The sequence below is a fragment of the Clostridium sp. genome, from assembly GCF_050717515.1.
In the GTDB taxonomy this organism is placed as follows: Bacteria; Bacillota; Clostridia; order Clostridiales; family Clostridiaceae; genus Clostridium_AD.
On record NZ_JBOITL010000023.1, the window covers coordinates 43,488 to 58,963 of the forward strand.

The window sequence follows — 15,476 nt, forward strand, 5'->3', positions numbered from 1 at the left end:
TACTTAGTTTTAATTATAGTTTGTAGCTTTTGCTTTTATTATACTATAGAAAAGAAAGATAAAGATAATTAAAATTATAATTTTTATGACTTTTTCACATAAAATCAAAAAAAAGCACCATATAGATGCTCTAATAGAAATCAGTTGCCTTTGTATTTATTTATAATTATAACCATAATTGTTTTAATTATACATAATATTATTCAATATGCAAAGTATTTTAAAATTTCAAAAAAAAAGATTGCCAGCTATCTGACAATCTTACTAGCAACATTGCTTATTTCTAAGTTGCTACTTTTTAATTTTTTACATTAGCCCTACCGCTATAAACAATACCTCGAGCTGCATCCATAGTTATAAATGAACCAGTTTTGATAACTTCAGCGGCTCCAGTTGCATTATATATTATTGGAATTTCTCTTGATGTACATTCAATAACAACACTTGAGCTTAGTTCGTCCTCTTCTACAATAATTCCAGAAACTCTATCTAATATATCAATATATTCTCTGTTTAATGTTTTCACTACTAAAATATCTCCATCTTGCATAGTATCATTAGCATCTTTTACACTTTTTACACAATGAGCTGTACCACAAGCTGATGCACTTATATTGCCCTTACCTTGAAGTAATATGTCTCCAACAATATGAACCTTCATCATATTTGTGCTTCCTACAAAATTTGCTGGAATTCCAGCAGCAATAACTACTAAATCTCCCTTTTCTACGTAGCCTGCTTCTAGTGCAATATCTACGGATTTATCTATAAGCTCATCTGTAGAATCTACCTTAGCTGAACATATTGCCACAACACCCCAGTTTAATGCCAGACTTCTAGCTACCTTTTCATAAGGAGTAACTGCTATAACAGGACATTCTGGTCTATAAGCTGATACTTTTCTAGCTGTATTGCCACTTTGAGTTGCAGTAATAATAGCTGAAGCATTTAGTTCCATAGCTGTATTGCAAGTAGCTAAACTAATAGCGTTTGGCACATTAGGAATATGGGATTTTATCTTCTTTTTTAAATTCTCTTCATAATTAAGAGCATTTTCAGCAGTTTGTGCTATTTTAGACATTATGAGAACTGCCTCTATAGGGTATTTACCATTAGCTGTTTCACCACTAAGCATTATAGCATCTGTACCATCAAATATTGCATTTGCAACGTCTGATGACTCTGCTCTAGTTGGTCTTGGATTTCTCATCATAGAATCTAACATTTGAGTAGCTGTTATAACTGCCTTTCCAGCAGCATTACATTTCTCAATAATCATTTTTTGAACTATTGGAACTTCTTCAGTAGGAATTTCAACCCCTAGATCTCCTCTTGCAACCATAATACCATCAGAGAACTTAATAATATCATCGATATTATTAACGCCTTCTCTATTTTCAATCTTAGAGAATATTTGTATATCTGCTCCACCATTTTCGTTAAGTATACGTCTTATATCAAGTACGTCAGAAGCTTTTCTTATAAAAGAAGCAGCAACAATATCAACTTCCTGAGTAACTCCGAATTTTAAATCTTCAATATCTTGTTCTGTTAGTGCAGGAAGCTTTATTGAAACTCCGGGCACATTAACACCTTTATGATTGCCAACCATACCAGTATTAGCAACTATGCATTCAATTTTTTGGCCTTTTACTTCTTTTACTATAAGTCCTACTAAACCGTCATCTATTAATATAATATCATTAGGTTTAACATCTTGATTTAGTCTATTATATGTAACTGAGCAAGTAGTCTCATCTCCAATAACTTCTTCACCACAAACAACTGTAAACTTAGCGCCTTCTTTTAATTCAACTTTGCCCGCTGCAAAATTTCCTGTTCTAATTTCTGGCCCTTTAGTATCAAGCATTATAGCAATATGTTTATTAAGCTCTACTCTAAGCTCTTTCACCAGGTCCATTCTTATCTTATGTTCTGCGTGGTCTCCGTGAGAAAAATTATGCCTTGAAACATCCATTCCTGCATTGATTAAGCTTCTTATAGTTTCACTATTGTCACTAGCTGGTCCTACTGTACATATAATTTTAGTTTTTTTCATAAATTACTCTCCTTATTGAATCTTATTTTTAAATTTAACATCTATTTAAATAGGCTTATTTTAACATATTCTTGCTAATTTCTAATAAGAAAGAATTTTTGATATTTCATAAAGTTCCTCATCTAATTTTCTTGGCATTGCAAGCGATGTATTGATATCTTCATCAATTATTTTGCCATCTCTCATACCAATTACTCTTCCTGATTTGCCTTCCATAAGCACTTCTACTGCCGCTACTCCCATTCTTGAAGCAAGCATTCTATCAAACCCACTTGGACTTCCGCCTCTTTGAATATGCCCAAGTATGGTAGCTCTAGATTCTATTCCTGTTATTTCTTCAATTTCCTTAGCAAGCTCATTTGCTCCACCTACGCCTTCAGCCAGTATTATTAGGTTGTGCATTTTTCCTCTTAGCTTACCTTCGAATATAGTTTTGCACAAATCATCTATTTCATACCCTTTTTCAGGAATAATTACTTTTTCAGCTCCTCCGCCAATTCCAGCATATAAGGCTATGTCTCCACAATTTCTTCCCATTACCTCAACTACACTAATTCTTTCGTGAGAACTTGAAGTATCTCTTATCTTATTTATAGCATCAAGTACTGTATTTAATGCCGTATCAAAGCCTATAGCATATTCTGTATAAGCCAAATCATTATCTATAGTTCCAGGAATACCCACAGTTGCAATACCCATTTCTGATAAAAGCTGTGCTCCTGTGAAAGAACCATCGCCTCCAATTACCACCAGGCCATCAACACCAAATACTCTTAGTACATTAGCTGCTTTTTCGCGTCCTTCCGGAGTTTTAAATTCTTCACAACGGGCAGTTCTAAGGATAGTTCCACCTTTATGAATTATATCAGAAACAGAACGTCTATCCATTTCAAATAGTTCACCGTTCATAAGACCAGCATATCCTCTTTGTACACCCATAACTTTTATGCCTTTATATATAGACATTCTAACTACTGCTCTAAGGGCCGCATTCATTCCTGGTGCGTCTCCTCCACTTGTTAATACCGCAATTGTTTTCATAAACATTAACCTCCTTATAGTTATCTAGGGGATAAACAATTATTTATTGGTTATCCTTATAATCTTCTTCCTTGCACTATTGGGACAATCTCTGTACCATTGGGTCAAACGTAGTCCCACTATGGTTATAATATATCCATGCTTATTGACCGTAATATTAATACTGGTTAAATTTTTTCTTATACTCTAATTTTATACAAAATTCGCGAAATATTCAACGTTTTATATTCACAAACAACAAATTTTTATTAAGTAGCATACTATTCTGGTATTGTAAACCTTTCAATGAGCAAAAACGGGAGAAAAATATTTCTCCCACTATTGTTACCATAGGTTGCACTTCTAATATTAGAAGATTTTATTGTATTTTTATGTTATTTTCTCCAAATATTTCTCTTAAAACTCCCATAGTATCAGTTTCCTCACTTAGCCATAATGCTTTATCAACAGCGTACATTTTTCTTGGCTCCTTTGTACAAATATATACCGGAGTATATCCCCTATAAATGGACAAGTTTTGCTTTAATTTTTTTAGTGTATCCTTCATCATAGTTTCGTTTTCTATCAGAATATAAATTTTTTCACTGTTAATTTTTAATAGGGGTTTAATATCTTCACACAATATCTTGGGTTGTTCCTCTTCCCTAATGCTTACTCTTCCTTTTATTATTACTATTTCATCCTCTTCTATTAAGGATTTATATTTTTCAAAGGTCTTAGGAAAAACTATTACTTCCACACTTGCATATAGGTCTTCTAGATTAATAAAAGCCATCATTGCATTATTTTTTGTAACTTTTTTCGAAACAGTTGATATTATGCCTCCGATAATAACTTTATCCCCATCTTGAAGTTTAAAGCTTTCATTCAATAGTTCATTTCCTTCTTCAAGGCTTTCATCTACAACAATATCTGATATCCTTGTATCCGTTTGTATTTTGAGAGTCTCTTCATATTCATCTAGTGGATGACCAGATAAATATATTCCTGTCATTTCTTTTTCCATAGCTAAAAGGTGTTTCTTTTTAAATTCTTTAATATTAGGATACTCTATTTCGAAATTATTATAATCATTTTCAAAATCTAAAAATAAATTTATTTGTCCCGAAATATTCCTCTTCCTATCATTATTTACTCCATCTAATACTTTTTCATATATTGCCAAAAGTTGAGACCTATGAATTTTAAAATCATCAAAGGCTCCTGCCTTAATAAGACTTTCCACTGCTCTTTTGCTTACACAGGAAGTGTCTATTTTATTGCAAAAATCCATAAAACCGGTGAAATCACCTTTTTCTTCTCGATTTTTCACAATGCTATCTATTACATTTACCCCTACATTTTTTAGTGCTGTAAGTCCAAATCTTACAGTATCTCCTTTTACAGTAAACCCAGCATAACTCTCATTTATGCTAGGTGGCAACACTCCAATACCAATTTGCACTGCATATCTGGTATAAAAGGCTATTTTTTCACTAGCACCCTTTACACTGTTTAGCATAGCAGCTATAAATTCTGTAGGATAATAACACATTAAATATGCTGTTTGATAACCTACCACTGCATAGGCTGCGGCATGGGATTTATTGAAAGCATAGGAAGCAAAATCCATCATTTGATCAAATATACGATTTGCTGCCTTTTCTGTAATACCATTTCTCAAACAACCTTCTACTTCTATGGTTCCATCACCACGAACTATACCATGTATAAAGTTATATCTTTCCTCTTCCATAACTTTGTGCTTCTTTTTAGACATAGCACGACGTACAAGGTCTGATCTTCCCATAGAATACCCAGCTAGTTTTCTAACAATTTCCATAACTTGTTCTTGATATACCATTACGCCATAGGTAACACCAAGAATTTCTTCAAGTTGTGGTGTTTCATATTCTATCTTATCCATACTATTTTTATTTCTTATATAGCGTGGAATTTCAGCCATAGGACCCGGTCTATATAAACTTATACCAGCGATAATATCTTCTAAATTGTCTGGCTTTAGTTCTTTCATAAAGCTGGTCATTCCTGCAGATTCTAGTTGAAATATCCCTACAGTTTTTCCTTCTCCAATCATCTTGTAGACTTTGTGATCTTCAATATCTAAATCATCTAAATTTATAGTCACTTTCCTATTATCTAATATGAAGTCCACACAATCCCTCATAACCGTAAGTGTTCGAAGACCAAGAAAATCCATTTTTAAAAGACCAAGTTCCTCTAATGTTCCCATAGGAAATTGTGTTACTATCATTTCCTCATTTTTCTGAAGAGGAACATAAGTTACTAATGGCTGTGAGGCAATAACTACTCCTGCTGCATGAGTAGAACTATGCCTTGGAAGTCCTTCTAAGGCTTTTGCAATATCTATAAGCGCTTCAACCCGTATATCATCCTCATATAAGGAGTTAAGTTCTGCATTCATCTCAAGAGCTTTATCTATACTTATACCAATTACAGTTGGAATCATCTTAGCAATTCTATCTACCTCTGCATAAGAATAATTCATAGCTCTTCCAACATCTCTTATACAAGCTCTTGGAGCCATAGTTCCAAAAGTTATGATTTGTGACACATTGTCCGCTCCGTATTTTTCAACTACATAATCAATTACAGCTTGACGTCCTTCGTAGCAGAAATCTGAATCTATATCTGGCATTGATACTCTCTCTGGATTTAAAAAGCGTTCAAAAATCAAACTATATTTTATAGGATCTATCTTAGTTATACCTAATGCATAAGCCACTATAGAACCTGCCGCAGATCCACGACCAGGACCTGTTGGAATATCATGTTCTACTGCAAACTTTATAAAGTCCCATACTATAAGAAAATAATCTATATAACCCATTTGCTTTATTATATTAAGTTCATATTCCAGTCTCACTACATATTCCTTAGCCTGGTCATTAACCTCAGCTATTTCATTAACAGCTTCTATAGAAAATTCTTTTTTCTCTACCTCACTAAATACTTTATAAAGCGATACCATACCCTTGTAGCAATATTCCCTTAGAAATTCGTAAGGATCTACACCGCCAGGCAATGGAAACTTGGGTAATTTAGATACATGAAATTCATAATCAAAATTACACTGCTCTGCAATTTTCACCGTATTACTTAAAGCCTCTTTAACATAGGCAAAGGTCTTTTTCATTTCGCCTGGGGATTTTAGATAAAATTCATCTGATGGGTATCTCATTCTATTTTCTTCATCCACAGTTTTGGCTGTTTGAATGCATAAGAGCACATCATGAGCCTTTGCATCCTCTTTATTAATATAGTGAGTATCATTGCTGCAAATTAAAGGAATTCCTGTATCCTTTGAAAGTTTAATTAAAAGTTCATTGACCTTAAGTTGATCTTGCATACCATGATATTGTAATTCTAAGTAAAATCCATCACTAAAAATTTTCTTATATTGCAGCGCTATTTCCTTTGCTTTTTCATAATTATCCCGTAAAAGATGGCTTTGAATCTCACCGCCAAGACAAGCACTACTAGCTATTATTCCTTCACTATACCTTGACAAGAATTCATAATCAACCCTTGGTTTATAATAAAAGCCTTTAATAGAAGCTGCCGATACTATCTGCATTAAATTTTCATAGCCTTTTTCATTCTTAACTAAAAGCACCAAATGATGAGTTTTATTTTCCCTATCTGCCTCTTTTATGTACATAGATTTAGCTGCTACATAGATTTCACAACCAATAATAGGTTTAATTCCCTGCTTCTTTGCTTCTTTATAAAATTCCACACAGCCGTACATTACTCCATGGTCTGTTATAGCAATACTCTTCATACCTAGCTCCTTGGTTTTAGAAAGAAGGTCTTTAATCTTTCCGGAGCCATCCAGCAAACTATACTCTGTATGCACATGAAGATGAACGAAACTTCCTAAATCTTCTTTCTCTTTTATCTCTGGTTCAACCTCCACATTTCTTCACTTCCCCTCAAACCATATAATTAATCATTTAAAAATATTTTTTATCCACAGACACCTTAATTAACCCACAATTTAAACCTCATAATCCACAACTTTAGAAGTTTCGAGCATTGGTTTTAAATATTTCAATACCTCATTTACATGATATTCATGTACTGCATATGCATTCATATCCTCTAGTGAATCAAATCTAGTAACCAAAGCTAAATCATAAGAACGCTCCGTATGCAGCACATCCACTCCCACTTCTAGCCCCTTAAGTTGTGGTATCTTTCCCTGCATACTAAGTAAAATATTTCTAGCTTCACTAGCCTTATCTTTACTTTTTAATTTGAAAAATACTATGTGTGTAAACATTAAAGTACCTCCTCATAAAATTATATTAATATCAAAAGCATATATTATTTACTAAATATCTTTGCGGAAATTATAGCCTTTGCCACCGGCTGCTTAAGCCTATTATACATACTGATTTCTACTTTAGAAAAACTCCTACCCTTATCCAGAACTTCTGCATATATATCTATATCACTACCCATTTGTACAGGCTTCATAAAATATGCCATAATACTATCTACCGAAATATTGATATTATTATTTTTTCTTAGTGCCATTATTCCCATAGTTGATAAAAGCATATTCAATGAGCTCCAAGATGCAGTTCCAACAGGGTCTAACATTTGAGGAATAATTTGGCCATTAAAGTGTAGCCCATCCCCCTGATGTTCACATTTAAAATTCTTTAAAATAAGATCTTCTATAGTTTCCGATACTTGAGGCTGCCTGAGTGAAAACTCCATTGCTTTTATAACATCCTCAATACTTAGAACTCCTACTAACTTCTTTTTATTAACCACAGGACAGAGCTTTATTCCATCCCATCCCATAATGTGAGCAGCATAAGCTACTGTTGTTTTAGGTGTTACACTTATAGGATCCTTGCTCATAACCTTATGTATTGGTTCATTTTCATCATCATGTCCTTGTAGATCTCTTAGTGTAACTATGCCAATAAGCTTCATATTCTCATCTACCACAGGATATCTTTCATGATTAGTTTCCATCATTAGTTTTCTCCAGGTGGCAATAGTGTCAGTACCACTAAGATACTTAGGATGTATTTCCATTACATCTTCAACTGAAATAATTTCTTTTTTAATCATACTTTCATAAATAGCTTTATTTATCATGCTTGCTACTGTAAAAGTATCATAAGCTGAAGACAATACAGGAATACCTTTTTCATTTGCCAAGGCCTTTATTTTTTCACTGCAATTAAAGCCTCCAGTAATTAATACCGCGGCTTCATTTTCAAGGGCAAGCTCTTGTGCCTCTTCCCTATTTCCAACGATAAGTAGATACCCCGGACTTATATATTTATTTATAGTTTCAACAGCCATGGCTCCTATTATAAATTTATTTAAACTTCTATTTATGCCCTTTTTCCCACCTAAAATCGTTGCATCAAGGATGTTTATAACTTCAGCATAAGTCAAGCTTTCAATGTTTTTTTTATCTACCTTCTCTACTCTTACAGTTCCAACCCTAGGTACAGTGTTAACAATCCCCATATTTTCAGCTTCTTTTATAGCTCTATATGCTGTACCATCACTAAGGCCTAATTCGCTACTTATGCCCCTTACTGAAATTTTAGTTCCAATTTCTAGGGAAAGTATATAATTAACAATCTCTTCGTGCTTTGACATTAGATGTTTTACCTTCCTTCTTTCCTTAATTCCTCAGCAATCTTTTCTATTCTTCTTAATCTATGATTAATTCCAGATTTGCCCACTGGTGGTTCAAGTATTGCACCAAGTTCCTTTAGTGATTCATCCGGGTAATCCAGTCGTAGTTCCGCAATCTCCCTTAAATTTTTAGGAAGCCTTTGGAACCCTAATTCCTTTTGTATTAATTTAATACTTTCAACTTGTCTTACAGATGCATTTACTGTTTTACTAAGATTTGCGGTTTCGCAATTAACAAGCCTATTTACATTATTCCTCATTTCCTTCATTATTCTTACATTCTCTAAAAATAATAATGAGTTGTGAGCACCAATTATATTAAGTAGATCAACAATCTGCTCACCCTCTTTAATATAAATTACAAAACTACTTTTTCTTTGTATTATCTTTGAAAGTAGTCCATAACTATTAATAAGCGTACACAGTTCCTCTGCATAATCACTGTCATGTGTAACAAATTCTACATGGTAGTTTTTTTCTGGATTACTGATACTTCCACCGCCTAAAAAGGCACCTCTTATATATTTACGTTTGCATTCTTCAGCATCAATTAACCTTTCTGGTATAGTATAATCTATGGAAAAAAAGTTCTCGTCTTCTAGTACTGCCACTTGCTTTAATAAGTCTTTAACACCCATTTCTTCTGTAATTATAACCACATAAACATTCTTTTTCTTAAGAGAATTACTTCTTTTAACTAGTAATCTAGCATGAATAGCAAAATGCTCCTTTAATAATTTAAATATAAGTCTTGCAATTGCAGGATTTTCGGTGGTTATTTGAAAATTAACTTGTTTATTTGAACCAAGTCCAATAGTTCCACTAACCTTCATTATAGCCGCCAGTTCTGCCATGGCTTCTTTTTTACTCATTTCTGTAAATCTACAAATTTCATTTTTAACCTTAGACGAAAATGACATTATTTTACTCCTTATTGCGTTTATTTTCAAAAGAACATAAAAATAAATATTGATTATTATTTATTTTTATGTTCCTTAAGCCTCTGTGATAAATAAAAATATTCCACTATTCTCTTTTTATCGTAAAATAGCTTTTTTTCCATAATTGTTTCTAATAAACTGGCTGCAAGCTTGTCTTCATCATGTCTTACATAGCCCTTTTGAATCTTCACAAAATCACTCTTAATTAGCTCTATACCAAGTTTTGCAACTTCTTTTTCATTTATATTAACCATATTAGAATTATCTTTTTTATATTTTTCTTCTAAATCATCACTTATTTTCCCTATGTTTACTAAAACATAATCCACAACCTTGCACCCAGCATGTTTAATGATAGCATTTATATGGTCACATACACTATAATTATCACTTTCTCCGGGTTGAGTCATTATATTTGACACATAAATTCTTAAGGCCTTTGTTTTATCTAAGGCGTCTCTTATCTCCCTTACTAATAAGTTTGGAATAATACTAGTATAAAGGCTACCTGGTCCTAGTATTACTGCATCTGCTCCATTTATAGCAATTAACGCTTCTTTAATTGCTTTAGCATCTTTAGGCTCTATAAAAATCTCCTCAATAGGACTCTTATAATCAAGAGCAGCTTTTGGTATATTTGATTCTCCGTCAATTATTTTTCCATTTTGGAGTTTCGCCTTTAAAATCATATTATCTAGTGTAACTGGAATAACCCTTCCGGTTACAGCAAGGACTGAGCTCATTTTCTGAACAGCTTCTTCAAAATTATTTGAAATCCCATCCATTGCTGCTAAGAATAAATTACCAAAATTTTGATCCTTGAGCCGCCCATCTTTAAATCTATACTGCAATAATTCCTCCATTAGTGGCTCCGTATCCGCTAAGGCTAAAATGCAATTTCTAATATCCCCCGGGGGGAGAATACCCAAGTCATTTCTTAAAACACCAGATCCCCCGCCATCATCTGCCACCGTAACTATTGCAGTTATATTGTTAGTATATTTTTTCAAACCACGAAGCATAGTTGCAAGACCTGTACCGCCTCCGATTACTACAATTTTAGGACCTTTTACAAGTGCCCTCTTTTCATAAATCAAATCTCCAATATTTTTCGAATCAATTGCTACATCTACATTTCCTATATTCATCAATATAATAAATGATTTAATAATTTGCATGGTCGCAACATATAAAATCAAAGCTCCAATGCCAATTAAAAAAATAGTAAAACCTACATTTGTAGGCCACAAATGTTTTTTATTAATAAACTCATTAACTCCATAAAATAAAAACAAAATTCCTATAATCCATACAAGAACCCATCTTTTTATATTAACACCAGGTTTAAGCAAGTCCCTGGTTATCATAGCTTCCCGCCACCTCTATTCACATCTTCATATATATCCCTGTGATCTATATTAACATTATACCCACTCTGCTCTAGCAGTTCATAAATTTTGTTGGATATAGCTACAGATCTGTGTCTTCCCCCTGTGCATCCAATAGACACTATCAGCTGTCTTTTTCCTTCTTTTTTATAATTTGGAATTAGAAACTCTAACATATCTTGAAGCTTATCTATAAACACTATAGTGCCCTCATAATCTAACACATAATCTCTAACTGGTTTTTCATTACCTGAATACTGCTTAAGCTCAGGAATATAATATGGGTTTGGCAAAAACCTAACATCAAATACTAAATCTGAATCCACAGGTATCCCATACTTAAACCCAAAAGAAAGTACAGTTATCATAAGTTTAGTTTCCATCTGACCTTCCTCACCATAAATATTATTAATTTCTTCTGTAAGTTCTCTTGCAGAAAGCTTAGTAGTATTAATTATATGGTCAGCACGCTCACGTACATCCTTAAGTTTTTTTCTTTCAGTGGCAATTCCATTTAAAACTCTTCCCTCCGGCGCTAGAGGATGTTTTCTTCTTGACTCTTTATATCTTTTAACAAGCACTTCATCTGAAGCCTCTAAAAATAATATTTCATACATATATCCTTGTTCTTTTAGAAAGGTTAAGCTTTCAAACAAATCATCAAAAAACTTTCCGCCCCTAATGTCTATAACTAGTGCAATTTTATCTATATTTCCGTTGGTTTGATAACACGCCTCTGCAAATTTGGGGATTACGGTAGGCGGTAAATTATCCACACAAAAGAATCCTAAATCTTCAAGGTTTCTTATGGTTTGTGTTTTACCAGCACCAGAAAGCCCCGTTAATATAACAAATCTCATTTTAAAACCCCCTCTACAAAGATTAATAATAATACAGTTTCATTTTTTTATTATAACACATTTAGGGGTGATTAAGCATCTGAAAAAAATAACAAGTTAGCCATGACAAGGATATTTTTTTGAAGAGGTGCCCAATATATATTTAAATAAAAAAAATGCACAACAAATTAACCCGTTGTACATTTTAAAATCTTATTTTTTATATAAACTCTCTCTTAACGCCCCTATAAACAATTCATTTTGTTTTTCTGCATCACTATGATTGTATTAAACCCACATTTCAAAAGAAACTCCTTCTGAAATGCGGTTCTTTAAACTTACTTAGAGGCTTCTTTTTCTTCGCCCCAAATTTTCACTTCGGTATGAAGTTGTACACCAAATTTTTCTTTCACGGTGTATTGCACAAGCTGGATCAAGTCCAGAATATCCTTTGCACTGGCATTCTTCTTATTAATAATAAAACCAGAATGCTTCTCAGATACTTGAGCACCCCCTACGTAAGTACCTTTTAAACAACAATCTTCTATAAGCTTACCGGCGAAATAACCCTCTGGCCTTTTAAATGTACTTCCGGCTGATGGATATTCTAAAGGTTGCTTATCACTTCTTCTTTTTGCAAGAGTGTCCATCCTTGCTTTTATAACATCCACATCTCCAACCTGGAGATTAAGAGTAACTGATACTACTGTATATCCATGTTTTAAAATCGCACTACTTCTATAAGTAAGTTCCATTTCACCATTAGTTAAAGTTAATAACTCTCCATTATCATCAATAGCTAACATACTTTCCATTACCATAGACATTTCACCATCATAGGCGCCTGCATTCATAGCTGCCGCACCACCAATACTGCCTGGAATTCCACTAGCAAACTCCATGCCTTTAAGTCCGCTACCCAAAGCTACCTCAGCCACATTATATAATGTAGCCCCACTTTGTGCAATTATTTTACTTCCTTCTACCTCAATTTTATCAATCTTAGATAGTTTTATAACTACCCCGCGAATTCCACCATCTTTTACCAGCAAATTAGAACCATTGCCTATTAAATAATATTTAACTCCATTTTCTTTGCAAATTTTTATTACAGCTTGAATTTCACTAATATCTTCTGGAGTTACTAAAATATCCACTGGTCCACCTACTTTGAAATAAGTATGGTTTTGCATTGGTTCATCTATCATTATGTTTGCGCTGTCTATTACTTCATATAATTGTTTAAATACTTCTACATATTGCTTCATATACACTCCTCGAACATATTAATATATTTATATACTCCCCTATCATAAATTTTATGATTAATATTAGGAAAGTTATAGCTCTTTTAGTTTAACCTTTTTTTAAATATATTTCAACAGTTTAAATTATTCATTATTCATTCCACTGACACTATTTACTGTTTTTTAAAATATTCTAAAACACATTGTGCCGCTTTACTATCCATAGAGGGAGTGTCCATTAATTCCTCAGCCCTTGCATTTTTTATATTATCAATGCTACCAAATTTCTTGAGTAGCTCTCTTCTTCTCTTTTCTCCTATATTAGGTATATTATCTAATATAGAATATAGTGTTCTTTTGTCTCTTAAGGTTCTGTGGTAAGTAATAGCAAATCTATGCACCTCGTCCTGTATTCTAGTAATTAAATGCATACTTTGAGAATTACTTTTCATAATTAGCTCTATATTATTATATATCAAACCTCTAGTTTTGTGCTTGTCATCCTTAACCATTCCACATACAGGTATATTTATATTAAGACTATTCAATACTTCTAGTGCCACATTGACCTGTCCTTTTCCACCATCCATAAGAATTAAATCAGGGAATATACAAAACTTGCCTTTACTTAATTCTAAACTTCTCTCTTTTATTTCTTCCACTTCATAAAGTCCACGCTTAAACCTCCGCTCTAAAATTTCACGCATGCTATCATAATCGTTTGCTCCTATTACAGATTTTATTTTAAACCTTCTATAATCACTACTTTTAGGTTTCCCATCTTCAAAAACTACCATACTACCTACCGAATCCACCCCCATTATATTTGAAATATCATAGGATTCAATTCGCTCTGGTATTTCGTCAAGTTCCAATAGTTCTACAATCTCCTGCAATGCAATTTTATGAATTTCCTTATCCTCTCTATCCTTTAATTTGAATTGTTGGAGAGTTATCTTAGCATTATTTTCTACCATTTCTAAAGTCTTCTTCTTTTCTCCCTTTTGAGGAACCTTAATTGTTACCTTTGAGTCTTTTTTTGAGCTAAGCCATTGCTCCAGAATCTCTCCCTCATTTATAAAAGGAACATATATAGTTTTAGGAATAAAGGCTGTACCTCCGTAAAATCTCTTTATAAATCCTTCTATAAGTTCACTTCCTAATTCACCCGCTTCGTCATTTAAAATAAAATGTTCCCGGCCTATTATCTTTCCATCCCGAAGGAAAAACACCTGAAGGCAAACATCTTTTTCATCCACATATAAATTAATAAAATCTTCATTTTCGCAATTACCTATTACAATTTTTTGCTTTTCGTTTATCTTATCTACCGCCAAAATTTTATCTCGAAAACCCGCTGCTTTTTCAAATTCCAAAGATTCTGATGCACTTCCCATCTCTTGCTTTAGACCATCCACAATATTTCTATCTTTTCCTGTAAGCAGTTCCATTGTACCTTTTATGAATTTACCATAATCTTCTCTATTAATATAACCTGCACAAGGAGCTTTGCAGAGCCCAATATGGTAGTTCAAGCAAGGCCTTGTATAGGGTAATCCTTCTTTAATAACTCGCTTGCAGGTTCTAAGGGGGAATATTTTTTTTATAAGCTCAATAACGGTATATACAGCTGCCGAATCTGTATAGGGCCCAAAATATTTCCCTCCATCATTTGCAATATTTCTAGTTACAAAGACTCTTGGGAATTCCTCATTTATGGTTATTTTTATAAAGGGATAATGTTTATCGTCCTTAAGCAAAATATTGTATCTTGGGCTATATTTCTTAATAAGGTTACACTCGAGTATTAGTGCTTCCATTTCTGAATCCGTCACTATGTATTCAAATTCAGCTATATTTTTCACCATAGCCTTCACTTTTTCAGAATGATTCTTTGAATTTTGAAAGTATTGTCTTACTCTATTTTTTAATATTTTAGCCTTCCCTACGTATATTATTTCACCAAGGTGATTTCTCATAAGATATACTCCTGGTGCCTCTGGAAGAATCTTTAGTTGATATTCAAAATCAAACACATTAAACCTCCTTGCCGCTTTCTGGAGTACATAACAAAAATCAATTATTTTAGTCATATATTCCTATTTCCTGGGCAATTTATTACAAATTGCTACATGCATTATATTACTAATAGGTAATTAAAAATAAATATTAATCCAAGTTTAGAATAATCAATATACAATGCTCAATGACCAAGTATTTCAGTGAAAATGTAACGACATATTATATGAAAATAAAGTCAGATATCG

At 33.0% G+C, this 15,476-nt stretch carries 10 protein-coding genes; all 10 read right to left on the minus strand.

Annotated elements, in window-relative coordinates; genetic code table 11:
* Positions 1–298: 298 nt before the first annotated feature.
* Positions 299–2,059, minus strand: a complete 1,761-nt coding sequence (gene pyk, locus ACREV6_RS08205; protein WP_431577522.1) for a pyruvate kinase — start codon at positions 2,057–2,059, stop codon at positions 299–301.
* 81 nt (positions 2,060–2,140) lie between these two features.
* On the minus strand, positions 2,141–3,100 hold the full coding sequence (gene pfkA, locus ACREV6_RS08210) for a 6-phosphofructokinase (RefSeq protein ID WP_431577523.1): 960 nt from the start codon (positions 3,098–3,100) through the stop codon (positions 2,141–2,143).
* A gap of 358 nt (positions 3,101–3,458) precedes the next feature.
* On the minus strand, positions 3,459–7,022 hold the full coding sequence (locus ACREV6_RS08215; protein WP_431577633.1) for a DNA polymerase III subunit alpha: 3,564 nt from the start codon (positions 7,020–7,022) through the stop codon (positions 3,459–3,461).
* 99 nt (positions 7,023–7,121) lie between these two features.
* Entirely contained in the window at positions 7,122–7,406 is a 285-nt protein-coding gene (locus tag ACREV6_RS08220; RefSeq protein WP_431577524.1) for a Dabb family protein, read from the minus strand.
* 44 nt (positions 7,407–7,450) lie between these two features.
* A complete protein-coding gene (locus ACREV6_RS08225; RefSeq protein WP_431577525.1) occupies positions 7,451–8,755 on the minus strand; it encodes a DRTGG domain-containing protein in 1,305 nt (434 codons plus the stop codon).
* An 8-nt stretch (positions 8,756–8,763) separates the two neighbouring features.
* Positions 8,764–9,714: a DNA-binding protein WhiA gene (whiA, locus tag ACREV6_RS08230; protein ID WP_431577526.1), complete on the minus strand. Its 951-nt coding sequence runs from the start codon at positions 9,712–9,714 to the stop codon at positions 8,764–8,766.
* Between the two features lie 56 nt (positions 9,715–9,770).
* The gene (gene mgfK, locus ACREV6_RS08235) at positions 9,771–11,102 is read right to left on the minus strand and encodes a gluconeogenesis morphogenetic factor MgfK (RefSeq protein ID WP_431577527.1); all 1,332 of its coding nucleotides are present in this window, start codon (positions 11,100–11,102) and stop codon (positions 9,771–9,773) included.
* Entirely contained in the window at positions 11,099–11,983 is an 885-nt protein-coding gene (gene rapZ / locus ACREV6_RS08240; RefSeq protein WP_431577528.1) for an RNase adapter RapZ, read from the minus strand. The genes mgfK and rapZ overlap by 4 nt, the downstream gene beginning before the upstream one ends.
* Positions 11,984–12,300: 317 nt before the next feature.
* Positions 12,301–13,230, minus strand: a complete 930-nt coding sequence (gene murB, locus ACREV6_RS08245) for a UDP-N-acetylmuramate dehydrogenase (protein ID WP_431577529.1) — start codon at positions 13,228–13,230, stop codon at positions 12,301–12,303.
* Between the two features lie 152 nt (positions 13,231–13,382).
* Positions 13,383–15,245 (minus strand): excinuclease ABC subunit UvrC, encoded by a 1,863-nt coding sequence (gene uvrC / locus ACREV6_RS08250; RefSeq protein WP_431577530.1) that lies wholly within the window; start codon positions 15,243–15,245, stop codon positions 13,383–13,385.
* Positions 15,246–15,476 lie beyond the last annotated feature (231 nt).